Source organism: Actinomadura chokoriensis, from assembly GCF_039529475.1.
GTDB classification, from domain to species: Bacteria; Actinomycetota; Actinomycetes; order Streptosporangiales; family Streptosporangiaceae; genus Spirillospora; species Spirillospora bangladeshensis.
In genome coordinates this window covers 205,010-219,864 of the sequence record NZ_BAAAMW010000012.1, presented here as the reverse complement: position 1 = coordinate 219,864, position 14,855 = coordinate 205,010, and the positions used below count along the sequence as shown (strand labels likewise).

The following is a 14,855-nucleotide window of genomic DNA, read 5'->3' as shown; positions in this document are numbered from 1 at the left end:
TTACCGGGTTTTCACCGGCCGTTCACGCTAGCGGGACCGGCCGCGCCGCCTGCGGGTAGGTCCCGGCCCGGACACCGAATAGAGTTGCCGCCATGTGCGGAATCGTGGGGTACGTAGGCGGCCGGCCGGCGCTCGACGTCGTCGTCGAGGGGCTGGCGAGGCTGGAGTACCGCGGCTACGACTCGGCCGGAGTGGCCGTGCTGGCCGACGGGAAGCTGGCGACGGCGAAGCGCGCGGGCAAGCTCGCGAACCTGCGGGGAGCCCTGGAGGAGGAGCCGCCGCCCGCGGGGACGCTCGGCATGGGCCACACCCGGTGGGCGACGCACGGCCCGCCGACCGACCGCAACGCGCACCCGCACGTCGACTGCACCGGGTCCGTCGCGGTGATCCACAACGGGATCATCGAGAACTTCGCCGAGCTGCGCGCCGAGCTGGAGGAGGGCGGGCACGGCCTCGCGTCCGACACCGACACCGAGGCCGTCGCGCACCTGCTGGAGGACGAGCTGAAGGCGGGCGGCGGCCTCGCCGACGCCATGCGCCGCGTCTGCCGCCGGCTGGAGGGCGCGTTCACGCTGGTCGCCGTGCACACCGGCAACCCCGATCTGGTCGTCGGGGCGCGCCGCAACTCGCCGCTCGTCGTCGGCACCGGGGACGGCGAGAACTTCCTCGCCTCCGACGTCGCCGCGTTCATCGCGCACACCCGCGACGCGATCGAGCTCGGCCAGGACCAGGTCGTCGAGCTGCGCGCCGAGGGCGTCTCGGTCACCGACTTCGACGGGCGCCCCGCCGAGGTGAAGCACTACCACGTCGACTGGGACGTGTCCGCCGCCGAGAAGGGCGGCTACGACTACTTCATGCTCAAGGAGATCGCCGAGCAGCCGCGCGCCGTCGCCGACACGCTGCTCGGCCGGATCGGCTCCGACGGCCGGCTGCACCTGGACGAGATGCGCATCTCCGACCGGGAGCTCCGCGAGGTCGACAAGATCATCATCGTGGCGTGCGGGACGTCCTACCACGCGGGCCTGATCGCCAAGTACGCGATCGAGCACTGGGCCGGGCTGCCCTGCGAGGTGGAGCTCGCGAGCGAGTTCCGCTACCGCGACCCGATCCTGTCGCCGTCGACGCTGGTCATCGCGATCTCCCAGTCGGGCGAGACGATGGACGCGCTGATGGCCGTCCGGCACGCCCGCGAGCAGAAGGCCAAGCTGCTCGGCATCTGCAACGTCAACGGCTCCACGCTGCCGCGCGAGTGCGACGGCGTCCTCTACACGCACGCCGGGCCGGAGATCGCGGTCGCGTCCACCAAGGCGTTCCTCACCCAGCTCGTCGCCGTCTACTTGATCGCGCTGTACCTGGCGCAGGTGCGCGGCACCAAGTGGGGCGACGAGGTGTTCGCGATGGTCCAGCTCCTGGAGCGGATGCCGGAGAAGGTCGACAAGGTCCTGGAGACCATGGAGCCGGTCCGCGAGCTGGCGCGGTCGCTGGCGGGCGAGCACTGCGTGCTGTTCCTCGGCCGCCACGTGGGCTTCCCGGTGGCCCTGGAGGGCGCGCTGAAGCTCAAGGAACTCGCCTACATGCACGCCGAGGGCTTCGCCGCCGGCGAGCTGAAGCACGGCCCGATCGCGCTGATCGAGGAGAACCTGCCGGTCGTCGTCGTGGTGCCGCCGCGCGCCCGGGACGTCCTGCACGACAAGATCGTCTCGAACATCCAGGAGATCCGGGCCCGCGGCGCCCGGACGATCGTCATCGCCGAGGAGGGCGACGAGTCGGTCGAGCCGTATGCGGACACACTGATCCGCGTCCCGGCCGTCCCGACCCTGCTGCAGCCGCTGGTGACGACCGTCCCGCTCCAGGTGTTCGCCTGCGAACTCGCGACGGCGAAGGGCCACGACGTCGACCAGCCCCGCAACCTCGCCAAATCCGTCACCGTCGAGTAGACCCGCCGCGAGCCGCCGGAACCCGCTGATTCCGGGCCGCGTCCAAGGAGATCGGACCGGCCCGGTGGCGGCGGAGGTGGCGAGTGGCGGAAGACGGCGGCCCCGGTGACGGCCTCGGAGTCGGCTTCGGAGTCGAGGCGCGCGGGGTCACGCGGCGGTTCGGGCCGCTGGAGGCGCTCCGCGGGCTCGACATCACCGTCCCGTACGGGCAGGTCACGGCGCTCGTCGGCGCCAATGGCGCGGGCAAGACCACACTGCTGCTGATCCTCGCGACGCTCCTCGCTCCCGACTCGGGCACGGTGCGGATCGCGGGGCACGACGCGCTGGCCGACCCCGCGAGGGCGCGCGACGCGCTCGGCTGGATGCCGGACGTCTTCGGCGTCTACGACCAGCTCACGGTGGACGAGTACCTGGCGTTCTTCGCGGACGCCTACGGGCTGCCGAAGGCGGATCGGCAGCGCCGCGTCAAGGCACTGCTCACCCTCGTCCACCTGGACGACCATGTCGGGCGGCCGGTGCACGCCCTCTCGCGCGGGCAGAAGCAGCGGCTCGGGATGGCGCGCGCCCTCGTGCACCGACCGTGCGTCCTGCTGCTGGACGAGCCCGCCTCCGGCCTCGACCCGCGCTCGCGCGTCGAGCTGCGCGACCTGCTGCGGTCCCTGGCGGCGGAGGGCGTCGCGGTGCTGGTGTCCAGCCACATCCTCGGCGAGCTGGAGGAGATCGCCGACCGGGTCGTCCTGGTCGACCACGGCCGGACGGTCGGCGAGCACACGATGGCCGAGCTCGCCGGGACGTCGTCGTCCCGCGTCCGGTGGCGCGTCCGCTCGCTCCACCGCGGGCGGCTGGTCGCGGCCCTGGCCGACCCGCCCGAGGGGCTGCCGGGGCTCCGGCCGACCGAGCTGCCGGGCGGCGCGGAGGTCGGCCCGCTCACCGAGGCCGAGGCGGCGTCGCTGCTGGCCGGGCTGGTCGAGGCGGGGGTGCCCGTCAGCGGGCTCGCCCCGGCGGGCAGCGCGCTCGAATCGGCCTACCTGGCGATGACCGAGACCCGGAGGTGACCGGCGGTGACCGCGCGCGGAATCGGCCTGGTGGCACGGCAGGAGATCAGGACCCGGCTGCGGACGGGCCGCTGGAAGGCGCTCCTCGCGGCCTGGTTCCTGACCGTCAACGGGCTCGGCCTGCTGTTCCGGCTGGCGCTGGAGGTCGACGGCGGCTCGTCCGATGACAAGCCCGGCATCCCGATGTTCGGCGGGGTGCTGCTCGGGGTGCTGGTGCTGACGCTGCTGGTCACGCCCGCGCTCAGCGGCCAGTCGATCAACGGTGACCGGGAGCGCGGGACGCTCGCCACCCTCCAGGTCACCCGGCTCACGCCCGGCGAGATCGCGCTCGGCAAGCTCGCCGCCGCGTGGGGGACGGGCCTGGCCGCCCTCCTGCTCACGCTGCCGGTCCTGCTGCTCCCGGTCGCCGAGGGGGTGATCAGCCCGCTGCGGGCGCAGGCCGTCCTCAGCGTCACGGCCCTGCTCATCGGGGTGGTCTGCGCGATCAGCCAGGCGTGGTCGGCGATCCTCGCGCGCAGCATCACCTCGGTGCTGATGTCCTACATCACGGTGTTCGCCCTTCTGGCCGGGACGCCGCTGCTGTACTCGATCGCCCTCCAGTTCACCGCGGAGCAGCGGTCCACTCCGTACCGCGGCTACACGGTCGAACACAGCGAGCGCGTCTGGTGGCTCCTGTCGCCGAACCCGGTCGTCGTGCTCGCCGACGCGGCGCCGCGGCTGCCCGAGCGCAGGATCCTCGTCGGCGACGTGGTGTACCGCCGGTCGCCGTCGGCCGATCCGCTGGGCGAGCTGAGCCGCGGCGTGCGCGACATCCGCAAGGGCAAGGGCGCGCAGCGGCACGCCCCGGACGCCGAGGTGGCGGTATGGCCGTGGGGGCTGGCCTTCGACCTGGCACTCGCGGCGGGCGCCGTCGCCCTTACCGCCGCCCGTTTGCGGACGCCCCTATATCGCGTTCCGAGGGGCGTCCGAGTGGCGTGATAACGCCGCCCCGCTGATCACCTCGTGAAGCGTCGAATGAAATTCTCCGGTCGGCTGGAATTCTCAGTCGAGGTGCAAGTTGCAGTGCTTCTTTCAGGGGCGATCGTAACGGCCGTCCCGGACGTGCTCGGTGAACCTGCGCCATTCGCCGGGGCCGAACCTGAGTGTCGTCGCGGTGTCCTCGGTGTCGCGCACGGATATCGCCTCCCCGTCGAGTCGGGCGACCTCGACGCAGCCGTTGCTGGCGCCGCATCGGGTGCTTCTCCTCCACTGGGCGGGGGCTGTCCCACGGAAACTCATTCCGGCTCCCTGCATCGAAAGTTGCATTGTCCGCGGCCGCGCTGCCGGTACATCAAGCACACGGTAACAAGATCGCAAAAAACGCCTGATCACGGACGGGTGGCGCGGTACCCGTGTGACCGGCGCGGCGAGGTAGGACCAGAGTTTCCGGTGGGGTGGCGACAGGCCGGGTCTAGCGTGGACCCGGCCCGTGCGGCGTGTCCCTCCGCCGGCCCTCGTGAGGCGGCGGAAGGGGGCTCAGCGGCGGTTCAGTGCCGCCTCATCGGCCCAGATCGAATTCGCCCTTCTTGGCTCGTTCGAGGAAGTCCAGCCACTCTCCGTGCGAGAACGACAGGACCGGGCCGTGCGCGCCGTGCTTGGCGTCGCGCGCGCCGATGGAATGGGACGAACCGAACAGTGCGGCGATTTCGACGCACGTGTTGCTCGCCCCGCAGTGGGCGCTTCTCCTCCATTGTGGAGCAGCAGTGGCGAAAGGGGACACTCGGTGCCTTTCACAAGGATTGAGCCCCTCCGCGGACCCGTCACCAGGCGTCTTTGGCCGCGGCGATGCGGCGCCGGGATTCGTCGGCGTCCAGCGCCTGGCCCGCCAGGCTTGAATAGGCGAGCCTGTACATATAGGTAACAGCCTCATCCGCAAAGTGGCTGATTGTCAGGGATTCCACGTGCACGATATCAGGGAAAAGGATGTCATGCACAGGTGAGAATTCCAGAAGGATAAACGATTCGGCCAACACCGAGTGTGCGATCCCCAAGGGCAGGATCTGCACGGTCACGTTCGGCAGCCCGGTCATCCGGTACAGATGTTCGAGCTGCTCGCGCATGACCTTCTGGTCCCCGATCAGGCGCTGCAGAACCGCCTCGTCGAGCACCGCCGACAGTTCCAGCGGGCGCGGGCCGTCCAGCAGCTCGCGCCGCCGCATTCGCACGTCCAGCCGGCGTTCCAGTTCCTGCGGCGGCAGCGTGGCGAGGTCGCTCCAGCCCCCGATCACGTGCCGCGCGTAGTTCTCCGTCTGGAGCAGCCCGGGAAAGACGGTGCTGCCCCATTCCCTGGCGGCCGTGGCCTCGGACTCCAGGGCGATGAAATCCGCCAGCGGGCTCGGCAGGTCGCGGTACTCCTCCCACCAGCCGCGCTGGGCCGCGTCCTGGGCCAGGGAGATCAGGTCGGCGTGGCGGGGGCCGTCGATCTCGTACAGTTCCAGCAGCCGGCGGACGTCGTCGATCTTCGCGCCGGTCCGCGCGTTCTCGATGCGGCTGACCTTGGCGGTGGACCAGCCGAGCCGGTCGGCGACCTCGTCGCCCGTGAGACCCCTGCGCTCGCGCAGCCTCCGGAGCTCGGCGGCGAGCCGCCGCTGCCGGACGGAGGGACCTCGGGAAGTGCTCATTGCTCGGGCCTCTCCAGTCCCGGCGGACTGATCTGGGCGCATTCTGCCGCACCGGGGTGCCGCAGTGCGAATACATCGGAGCGGATGAGGAAGATTCTACGGCCGATGATTCTTTTGCGCACATGACACCGAAACTTGCAGCGCAAGGTACAAATCGCTGCTGCGGAGGGTTGCGCGGCGCATTCCCGTGGCACGCTGTCCGTATGATCGACTTGGGGAGCCGGGCATGAGGTACGCGCACGAGGTCGGCAAAGTGCGGGCGGCGGAGAGCGCGCTGATGGCCAGGCTCCCGGACGGCGCCCTCATGCAGCGCGCCGCCGCCGGTCTCGCGTCCGTCTGCGCCCGCCTCCTGCCCGCCGTGTACGGGTCCCGCGTCGTCCTCCTCGTCGGCGGCGGCGACAACGGCGGCGACGCCCTCTACGCCGGAGCCCGGCTCGCCCGGCGCGGCGCCCGCGTGCACGCCTTCCAGGCCGGCTCCAAGATCCACGAAGGCGGGCTGGACGCCCTGCGCGCGGCCGGAGGGCGCCTCCTGGCGGCCGGCGAGGAGGGCGAGATCGCCGGCGCCGACCTGATCATCGACGGCCTCACCGGCATCGGCGGCACCGGCGGGCTCCGCGACCCGCACGCCCGCTACGCCGCGCTCGCCTCCGCGTCCGCCGCCCTGGTCGTCGCCTGCGACGTGCCGAGCGGCGTGGACGCGAGCACCGGCCGCGTCGAGGGCGCCGCCGTCCAGGCCGACGTCACGGTCACCTTCGGGACGCACAAGCCGGGCCTTCTCATCGACCCCGGCGCGTCCCACTGCGGAGTGGTCGAACTGGTCGACATCGGCCTCGGCCCCGACCTGCCCGACCCGGACGTCGTCGCCCCCCGGCCCGCGGACGTCCAGCCGCCCGAGCCGGGCCCCGAGTCCGACAAGTACCGGCGCGGCGTGGTCGGCATCCTGGCGGGCGGCGACGAGTTCACCGGCGCGGCCGTCCTCTGCACCGGCGGTGCCGTGCACGGCGGCGCGGGCATGGTCCGCTTCGCGTCGGTGGCCCATCCGGTGGAGCTCGTCCGGCACCGCTGGCCGGAGGCCGTGACGACGGTCATCGAGCCCGGCCCGCACGGCGCCAAGGTCCTCGAACGCATCGGACGCGTCCAGGCGTGGGTCGTCGGCCCCGGCCTCGGCACCGACGCCGCCGCCGAGTCGCTGCTGGAAGCCGTCCTGACCACCGACCTGCCCGCGCTGGTGGACGCCGACGGCCTCACCGTCCTGTCCCGCCGCCGCGACCTGCTGAGCCGGGCCGCCCCGACCGTCCTCACCCCGCACGCGGGCGAGCTCTCCCGCCTGATCTCCGCCGACCGCGCCGACATCGAGGCCGCCCGCCTGGAGCACGTCCGGCGCGCCGCCGCCGAACTCTCCGCGACCGTCCTCCTCAAGGGGTCGACGACCCTGGTGGCGGAGGCCGACCGCCCCGTCCGCGCCAACCCGACCGGCACCCCCCGCCTGGCGACGGCCGGCACCGGCGACGTCCTCTCCGGTCTGATCGGCGCGCTCCTGGCCGGCGGCCTTCCCGCCCTGGACGCGGCCACCGCCGGCGCCTACATCCACGGCCTCGCCGCCCGCCTGGCCGCCGCCCCGACACCGGGCGGCGAATCCCCGATCAGCGCCTACGACGTGATCGACGCCCTCCCCGCGGCCTTCCGCAGCATCTGACCGAGCCCCGGCCCTCCTCGCGGCGGGCCGTGCCGAACCCGGGGTCGGGCGTTCGCGTCCTATCGGACGGCGAAGGCTCGTCGTTCCGCTGTGAGCTGGGCGATGATGCTCCGGGCACGGTGATCGGAGCGGCAAACTGGGTGTCATGAAGGTTCCTGCGGAGGCGCGCGTCGATCTGGACGCCATCGGCGACAACATCGGGGTGCTGCGCGAGCGGGCCGGGGGCGCCGAGGTCATGGCCATGGTGAAGGCCGAGGCGTACGGGCACGGGCTGGTGGAGGCGGCGCGGGCCGCGCTCGCCGGCGGCGCGTCCTGGCTCGGGGTCGCGAAACTCGCCGAGGCGCTGCGGCTGCGCGACGCGGGCCTCACCGCCCGGACGCTGGTGACCCTCGGCGTGCCGGGCGAGCCGTACGAGGAGGCCGTCGCGCGGGACGTCGACCTGACCGTGGGCGCGATCTGGCTGCTGGACGAGGTCGTCCGGGCGGCGGAGCGGACCGGGCGGCAGGCCCGCGTGCACCTCAAGGCCGACACGGGCATGTCGCGGGGCGGCGTCAGCGGCGCCGAGTGGGAGGCGCTGGTCGACGCGGCGCTGAAGGCGGAGGCCGCCGGGCCGGTCCGGGTGGCCGGGGTCATGTCGCACTTCGCCTGCGCGGACGAGCCGGGCCACCCCTCGATCGCGGCGCAGATCGGCGCGTTCACCGACATGGTCGCCCACGCGGAGAAGGCGGGGGCGCGGTTCGAGGTCCGGCACCTGGCGAACTCGGCGGCGACGCTGACGCTTCCGGAGGCGCGGTTCGACCTCGTCCGGCCCGGGATCGCGACCTACGGGCTGACGCCGGTGCCGCGGCTCGGCACGTTCGGGCTGCGGCCCGCGATGACGCTGGTGGCGGACGCGGCGCTGGTCAAGCGGGTCCCGGCAGGCCGCGGAGTGTCATACGGTCACACGTACACCACGCGAGAGGCCACCAACCTGGCCGTGGTGCCCGTGGGGTACGGCGACGGGATCCCCAGGCACGGGTCGAACCTCCTGGAGGTCCTCGCGGGTGGGCGCCGCAGGACGATCGCCGGGCGGGTCTGCATGGACCAGTTCGTCATCGACCTCGGCGACGACCGGCTGTCGGCGGGTGACGAGGTCATCCTGTTCGGGCCGGGCGACCGGGGCGAGCCGACCGCGCAGGAATGGGCGGACGCCCTGGGCACGATCTCCTATGAGATCGTCACCCGCATCGGGTCCCGGGTGCCGAGGGCGTATCCGGGCCGGGCCTTGTAGGGGGCACGTGCATGGAGAGCAGCAGCAGGCGGCGCCGGCTCGGCGTCGCCGGCGTCGTCGCCGGTGTGGGCGCGGCGGGGGTGGGCGCGGCCGTCGGGCTGCGGCACTTCGCCGTCGGCCGGGTGCGGCTGCGGCCCGATCCGGACGCGGGCGAGCCGTTCGGCGCGCTGCGCGGGCGGGAGCTCACCGTCGAGGCCGATGACGGCGTCCCGCTGCACGTGGAGGTGGACGGCCCCGGCGACGCCCCCCTCACCCTCGTCTTCTGCCACGGATACACCCTCAACCAGGACTCCTGGCACTACCAGCGCCGCGATCTCCAGGGCGCGCTGCGGATGGTCTTCTGGGACCAGCGCAGCCACGGCCGGTCCGGGCGCGGGGCGCTGGAGCGCGCGACCATCGAGCAGACCGGCGACGACCTGTTCGCGGTGCTGAAGGCGACGGTCGGCCCGGACGACCCCGTGGTGCTCGTCGGGCACTCCATGGGCGGGATGTCGATCATGGCGCTGGCCGACCGGCATCCGGAGCTGTTCGAGCGGCAGGTCGTGGGCGTCGCGCTGGTCAACACGTCCTGCGGCGACCTGGCGGAGATGACGCTCGGGCTGCCGCTGGTGCTGGCCAAGGTCGTCCGGCCGCTGGCGCCGGGGACGCTGCGCGGCCTCGGCCGCCGCGCCGACCTCGTGGAGAAGGCCCGCGGGCTCGGCGCCGACCTCGCGTTCGTCGTCACCCGGAAGATGGCGTTCGCCGACAAGTACGTCAGCCCGTCCGTCGTCGACTTCCTGGAGCAGATGATCAGGGCGACGCCGATCGACGTGATCGCGGAGTTCTATCCGGCGCTGATGGGCCACGACAAGGCCGGCTGCCTGGGCGTCCTCGGCAACGTGCCCGCGGTGGTGCTGGTCGGCGGCCGGGACCGGCTGACCCCGCCCGAGCACGGCCGGCGCATCGCGGCGGCGCTGCCGGAGGCGGAACTGGTAGAGGTGGAGGTGGCCGGGCACGTGCTGCCGCTGGAGTATCCGGGGGTGGTGACCGGCGGCCTGCGGCGGCTGATCGCCCGGGTCCGGCCGGACCACGAGCAGGAGGAGGAGCGCACCGCGTGAACGCGATCACCGTTGACGTCCCGACCGCGGCGGACATGCACGAGTTGGGGCTGCGGCTCGCCGCCGTGCTCCGGGCGGGCGACCTGCTCGTCATGACCGGGCATCTCGGCGCCGGCAAGACGACGCTCACCCAGGGGATCGGCGAGGGCCTGAAGGTGCGGGGGCCGATCACCTCGCCGACGTTCGTCATCGCGCGGGTGCACCCGTCGCTCGCGGGCGGCCCCCCGCTGGTGCACGTGGACGCCTACCGGCTGGGCGGTTTCGCGGAACTGGACGATCTCGATCTCGACGCCTCCGTCGACGAATCGGTGACGATCGTGGAATGGGGAGAAGGGCTCGCGGAGGGCCTTGCCGACGACCGGCTGGAAGTGATCATTTCGCGCGGGGACGGCCCCGGTGAAGATCGTGAAGTAAGGATCGTCGGGGTCGGTCATCGCTGGTCCGACCTGGAACTCCGCGCCGTCTGAGGGCCCGCGGGCAACTTCGCCGGTTTTTGCCATCCAGGATGGACCACTTTACGGCTACATGTCGTACTCTTTGCCGGAACAAGCCTCACCTACGCGACATATCGATTTCCTCAACGGGAGTGGGAACCGGTGAGTGGTAGCCATCGCAGCGGTAGTGACCGCGACAGCTACCGCGGTTCGGGCGATGGCCAAGGGCCAGGCGGTGGTTACCGGCCGGACGGCGGTGGATACGGCACGGGCCGCGACGAGAACGGGCCGTACCCGGGCCGGGACTCCGGAAGCACCCCGGGAACGGGCGGTTACGAGACCGGCAAGTACAGCACCGGCTCCTACGAGACGGGCGCGTACGGCACGGGCGCCTACGAGACCGGGAAGTACGGCACCGGCGGTTACGAGACCGGCGGTTACGGATCGGGCGGCTACGCGTCCGGGCAATCAGGTAGCGGCCCCTACCAGAGGGACAGCGGCCCCTATCAGCGCGACTCCGGCCCGTACCAGCAGCCGGGTTCCGGCCAGTACCCGTCGGAGCCTGGCTCGTACCAGCGGGAGTCCACTCCGTACCGGCGCGACGACGACCCGTACCAGCGCGACAGCGGGCCGTACCAGAGTGACAGCGGGCCTTACCGGCGCGAGACCGGCCCGTACCAGGCCGGCAGCGGCGGCTACCGCTCCGAGAGCGGCGGATACGGGACCGACACCGGCGGCTACCGCGCCGGCGGCGGACGCCGCACCGGGTCCGGCGGTTACCGGTCCGACACCGGCGGCTACCGCACCGGCAGCCACCGGGTGGCGCGCGAGCGCGGCGGCGGACGGCGCTGGGGAGTCATCCTCGGCGGCATCGTCGCGGGTATCGGCGTCTGCGTCCTCGCGGTGGTCGTCATCCTCGGCGGGGTCGGCGCGAGCGGCGACAAGGACGGCGGCGACATCGTCGGCAGCGGCGCCGCCGAGAGCTCTCCGACGGCGAAGGGCGAGCGCGCCCTCGTCCCCGACTCCTGCACGATCGTCGGCCAGGACCTGATCGACCGGCTGGCGCCGGGCTCCGAGCGCACCCAGGCCGACAACTACCAGAGCAACGAGCGGCAGAACCAGTGCGTGTGGGGCGCCTACGCGGGCGACACCAAGCGGCAGCTCACCGTCGAGCTGCGCGCGATCGCCGGCAGCGCCGACGAGACGCCCACCAGCACCGCGACCAGGACGTTCACGTCCGAGCGCAGCGCCGACGAGTCCGGCAAGGCGCTGCTGCCCGGCCAGAAGCTCACCGACAAGATCCGCCTCAAGGACGTCGGCGACGACGGGTACATCGTCTACAGCGTGGACGGCAAGCAGGGGGCCGGGGAGGCCGTCGGCAACGTCCGGCTGGCGAACGTCCTGATCACGATCCACTACTCGGGCTCCAACGACGGCGACCCGCTCTCGTCCAAGGACGCGACCGACGGCACCACCGAGGTGGCGAAGGCCGTGGTCGAAGCCCTCAACCAGGGGTGAACCGGAACAAGTCGGGAGCCGAACCAGCCGCCCCCGCCTGACCGGTAGGCTTACAACCCGTGCTGGTCTTGGCTTTCGATACCGCGACCGCCGCGATCACCGTGGCGCTGTACGAGTGGATTCCGGGTGAGGGCGCCGTGCCGCGCGGCGTGGCCGAGGCGGTCGACCGGCGCAGGCATACCGAGTTGCTCACCCCGTCCATCGCGCAGGTGATGGCGGAGGCCGGTGCCGCGCCGGGCGACCTCAGCGCGATCGCCGTCGGCGTCGGGCCCGGCCCGTACACGGGTCTGCGCGTCGGTCTCGTCACCGCGCGCTCCATGGGCGAGGTCCTGAGCGTTCCCGTGCACGGTGTCTGCACGCTGGACATCATCGCCTGGGCCACCGGCAGGGACGAGCCGTTCGTCGTCGCCACCGATGCCCGCCGCAAAGAGGTCTACTGGGCGCGGTACGACTCGGCCCGCGTGCGCGCCACCGAGCCCGCGGTGGGCCCGCCGTCGGACGTCCCACAGGGGCTGCCCGTCGTCGGTGAGGGCGGCGCCCTCTACCCGGAGATCCTCGGCGATTCCGGGCACGAACCCCTGCTGCCGACCGCCGGCGCCCTCGCGGAGCTGACCGTCTCCCGCCTGGCCGGCCTCAAGGTGCCCGAACTCCTCCCGCCGGAGCCGCTCTACCTGCGCAGGCCGGACGCGAAGGAGCCCGGCCCCCGCAAGAAGGTGACTCCGGCATGACCGGCGTCGCCCTGCGTTCCATGACCGAAGCGGACCTCCCGGCCGTCCACCGCCTGGAGCGGGCCCTGTTCCCCGAGGACGCCTGGAGCGAGGAGATGCTCCGCGGCGAGCTCGCCGAGCAGCCCCGCACCCGGCACTACGTCGTCGCCGAGGAGCCGGACGGCGAGATCGTCGGCTACGCGGGCCTCGCGGCGGCGGGCGGGCAGGCCGACGTGCAGACCATCGGGGTGCGCGCCGACCGGCGCAAGAGCGGCGTCGGCGCGGCGCTGCTGACCGCGCTGCTGAACGAGGCCGTCCGCCGCAACAGCGAGGCGGTGTTCCTGGAGGTCCGCGCCGACAACGACGCCGCGCACCGCCTCTACGAGCGGTTCGGTTTCGTCAGGGTCGGCCTCCGCAAGCGCTACTACCAGCCCTCCGACGTGGACGCGATCGTGATGAGCCGCCCGCTCAACCGCCGTCCCGCCATGGGCTTCAACCGGGAGAAGTGATGATTCGGGACGAGCCGCTGGTGCTCGGCATCGAGACCTCGTGCGACGAGACCGGGGTCGGGATCGTGCGCGGACACACGCTGCTGGCGGACGCCATCGCCTCCAGCGTCGACCAGCACGCCCGGTTCGGCGGCGTCGTGCCGGAGGTCGCCTCGCGCGCGCACCTGGAGGCGATGGGGCCGACCATCGAACGCGCCCTCGCGGACGCCGGCGTCGCGTTCGCCGACGTCGACGCCTTCGCCGTGACCGCCGGCCCTGGCCTGCCGGGCGCGCTGATGGTCGGCGTCGCCGCCGCCAAGGCGTACGCGCTCTCCCTCGGCAAACCCCTCTACGGCGTCAACCACCTGGCCGCGCACGTGTGCGTCGACCAGCTCGAACACGGCCCGCTGCCCAAGCCGTGCGTGGCGCTGCTGGTGTCGGGCGGCCACTCCTCGATCCTGCTCGTCCCGGACGTGGCGGGCGACGTCCGCGCGCTCGGCAGCACGGTGGACGACGCGGCCGGCGAGGCGTTCGACAAGGTCGCGCGGGTCCTCGACCTCGGCTTCCCCGGCGGCCCGATCGTCGACCGCATGGCCCGCGAGGGCGACCCCGCCGCGATCGCGTTCCCGCGCGGCAAGTACAACGACGGCACCTACGACTTCTCGTTCTCCGGCCTGAAGACGGCGGTGGCCCGCTGGGTCGAGGCGAAGGAGCGGGCCGGCGAGCCCGTCCCCGTGCCGGACGTGGCCGCGTCCTTCCAGGAGGCCGTGGTCGACGTCCTGACCCGGAAGGCCCTGAAGGTCTGCAAGGACAACGACGTCCACGACCTGCTGATCGGCGGCGGCGTCGCCGCCAACTCCCGCCTGCGCGCCCTGGCCGCCGAACGCTGCGAGGCCGCAGGCGTCCGCCTCCGCGTCCCGCGCCCGAAACTCTGCACCGACAACGGCGCCATGGTCGCCGCCCTGGGCTCCGAACTGGTGGCCACCGGCCGCCCCCCGTCGGACCTGGAACTACCGGCGGACTCCAGCCTCCCCATCGAGACCATCACCCTCTGACGGGTCAGCACTCCACCAGAAGAGTGGCGAGGTAGTCCTCGTAGAGGGGGACCTTGGCTTCGTCCATGGGAGTGTCATGGTTTTCGGGGAGTAGGTCCAGGAGGCAGCGGACGTCCCAGTACGGGTCGTGGTCGTGGCCGCCGGAGACCTGGTCGAAGGCCGACAGGAAGCGGTCGGCGACGGACGTGCCGTAGTGGAGGGCGAGGCCGCGGCGCATGCGGGCGATGTCGACGGCGACGGGGCCGGACGAGGCGTCCGACCAGTCGACGACGCCGGTGAGCTTGCCGTAGGACCACAGCGTGTTGTCGGCGTGGTAGTCGCGGTGGATGAAGCGGGCGGGCGCCTCGGGGGCGGGGCGGGCGGCGATCTCGAAGGCGCGTTCCCACAGGGCGGGGCGGAGCGCGTGCTTGGGCGGGCGCCGCACGTCGAGCCGGTTGTAGGGGATGTACGGGGGCATCGTGGCCGCGCCGTTCAGCGCGTGCACCGCCAGCAGCGCGGCGGCCAGCTGGATGAGGTACTCGGGCAGGTCGTCGGGGGACGGCCGGGGCGGGTGTCCGGGGAGCCGGGTGATGAGCAGGGCGGGGACGTCGCAGTAGGCCCCGGCGGGGTCGGCGGCGACGAGGGCCGGGGTGGGGATCTCGCAGCCGGCGAGGAGCGCGAGTGCGGCGATCTCCCGTTCGGGGGAGAAGTCGGCGTTGCCGCGCACCGGGTCGCGGCTCGTCCAGCGGCGCAGGACGAGCCGGTGGGCGCTGCCGGAGCCGCTCTCCACGAGGAGGGCGTGGTTGGCGTGCGCGGTGCCGCCGGCGAGCGGCCGCACCATGCGGACCTCGGCGCCCTTGCCGAGGCACTCCTCGACCCAGCGCAGGGTCGGGTGGCCGGGCGGGGCGCCGGTCGGCAGGCAGGGAGCCGGTGTGCGAGTCACCTGATCCATGAAAACG

General features: G+C 72.8%; 15 protein-coding genes. 11 read left to right on the top strand and 4 right to left on the bottom strand.

The window, feature by feature from the left end; translation table 11 throughout:
- Positions 1 to 92 precede the first annotated feature (92 nt).
- The 3 genes from glmS (at position 93) to ABFX46_RS25425 (ending at position 3,970) form a co-directional block, all read left to right on the top strand.
- Entirely contained in the window at positions 93 to 1,937 is a 1,845-nt protein-coding gene (glmS, locus tag ABFX46_RS25435; protein WP_346045819.1) for a glutamine--fructose-6-phosphate transaminase (isomerizing), read from the top strand.
- 83 nt (positions 1,938 to 2,020) lie between these two features.
- Complete coding sequence (locus tag ABFX46_RS25430; RefSeq protein ID WP_346045818.1) at positions 2,021 to 2,992, top strand: ABC transporter ATP-binding protein; 972 nt, start codon at positions 2,021 to 2,023, stop codon at positions 2,990 to 2,992.
- A gap of 6 nt (positions 2,993 to 2,998) precedes the next feature.
- Positions 2,999 to 3,970 (top strand): ABC transporter permease, encoded by a 972-nt coding sequence (locus ABFX46_RS25425; protein ID WP_346045817.1) that lies wholly within the window; start codon positions 2,999 to 3,001, stop codon positions 3,968 to 3,970.
- 93 nt (positions 3,971 to 4,063) lie between these two features.
- Here ABFX46_RS25425 and ABFX46_RS25420 read toward each other — a convergent pair whose 3' ends face one another.
- The 3 genes from ABFX46_RS25420 to ABFX46_RS25415 form a co-directional block, all read right to left on the bottom strand.
- Positions 4,064 to 4,270: a DUF397 domain-containing protein gene (locus ABFX46_RS25420; RefSeq protein ID WP_163063153.1), complete on the bottom strand. Its 207-nt coding sequence runs from the start codon at positions 4,268 to 4,270 to the stop codon at positions 4,064 to 4,066.
- A 259-nt stretch (positions 4,271 to 4,529) separates the two neighbouring features.
- Positions 4,530 to 4,901: a DUF397 domain-containing protein gene (locus tag ABFX46_RS43570; RefSeq protein ID WP_428831306.1), complete on the bottom strand. Its 372-nt coding sequence runs from the start codon at positions 4,899 to 4,901 to the stop codon at positions 4,530 to 4,532.
- Positions 4,792 to 5,652 (bottom strand): helix-turn-helix domain-containing protein, encoded by an 861-nt coding sequence (locus ABFX46_RS25415; protein WP_346045816.1) that lies wholly within the window; start codon positions 5,650 to 5,652, stop codon positions 4,792 to 4,794. The genes ABFX46_RS43570 and ABFX46_RS25415 overlap by 110 nt, the downstream gene beginning before the upstream one ends.
- A 226-nt stretch (positions 5,653 to 5,878) precedes the next feature.
- Between ABFX46_RS25415 and ABFX46_RS25410 the strand changes: the two genes are divergently transcribed.
- From ABFX46_RS25410 to tsaD, 8 genes are all read left to right on the top strand, one after another.
- Positions 5,879 to 7,348 carry an NAD(P)H-hydrate dehydratase gene (locus tag ABFX46_RS25410; protein ID WP_346045814.1) on the top strand — a complete coding sequence of 490 codons (1,470 nt, stop codon included), beginning with the start codon at positions 5,879 to 5,881 and terminating at the stop codon, positions 7,346 to 7,348.
- Between the two features lie 145 nt (positions 7,349 to 7,493).
- Positions 7,494 to 8,618, top strand: a complete 1,125-nt coding sequence (gene alr, locus ABFX46_RS25405; RefSeq protein ID WP_346045812.1) for an alanine racemase — start codon at positions 7,494 to 7,496, stop codon at positions 8,616 to 8,618.
- Between the two features lie 11 nt (positions 8,619 to 8,629).
- A complete protein-coding gene (locus ABFX46_RS25400) occupies positions 8,630 to 9,715 on the top strand; it encodes an alpha/beta fold hydrolase (protein WP_346045810.1) in 1,086 nt (361 codons plus the stop codon).
- Between the two features lie 5 nt (positions 9,716 to 9,720).
- Positions 9,721 to 10,182: a tRNA (adenosine(37)-N6)-threonylcarbamoyltransferase complex ATPase subunit type 1 TsaE gene (gene tsaE, locus ABFX46_RS25395; protein WP_428831311.1), complete on the top strand. Its 462-nt coding sequence runs from the start codon at positions 9,721 to 9,723 to the stop codon at positions 10,180 to 10,182.
- Between the two features lie 129 nt (positions 10,183 to 10,311).
- Positions 10,312 to 11,667 (top strand): hypothetical protein, encoded by a 1,356-nt coding sequence (locus tag ABFX46_RS25390; RefSeq protein ID WP_346045808.1) that lies wholly within the window; start codon positions 10,312 to 10,314, stop codon positions 11,665 to 11,667.
- A gap of 59 nt (positions 11,668 to 11,726) precedes the next feature.
- On the top strand, positions 11,727 to 12,395 hold the full coding sequence (gene tsaB / locus ABFX46_RS25385) for a tRNA (adenosine(37)-N6)-threonylcarbamoyltransferase complex dimerization subunit type 1 TsaB (RefSeq protein WP_346045806.1): 669 nt from the start codon (positions 11,727 to 11,729) through the stop codon (positions 12,393 to 12,395).
- Complete coding sequence (gene rimI / locus ABFX46_RS25380) at positions 12,392 to 12,883, top strand: ribosomal protein S18-alanine N-acetyltransferase (RefSeq protein WP_346045804.1); 492 nt, start codon at positions 12,392 to 12,394, stop codon at positions 12,881 to 12,883. The genes tsaB and rimI overlap by 4 nt, the downstream gene beginning before the upstream one ends.
- The gene (gene tsaD / locus ABFX46_RS25375) at positions 12,883 to 13,917 is read left to right on the top strand and encodes a tRNA (adenosine(37)-N6)-threonylcarbamoyltransferase complex transferase subunit TsaD (RefSeq protein WP_346045802.1); all 1,035 of its coding nucleotides are present in this window, start codon (positions 12,883 to 12,885) and stop codon (positions 13,915 to 13,917) included. Before rimI ends, tsaD begins: the two co-directional genes overlap by 1 nt.
- 4 nt (positions 13,918 to 13,921) lie before the next feature.
- On the opposite strand, the gene ABFX46_RS25370 is transcribed toward tsaD, so the two are convergent.
- Positions 13,922 to 14,848: a phosphotransferase family protein gene (locus ABFX46_RS25370; protein WP_346045800.1), complete on the bottom strand. Its 927-nt coding sequence runs from the start codon at positions 14,846 to 14,848 to the stop codon at positions 13,922 to 13,924.
- Between the last annotated feature and the right edge of the window lie 7 nt (positions 14,849 to 14,855).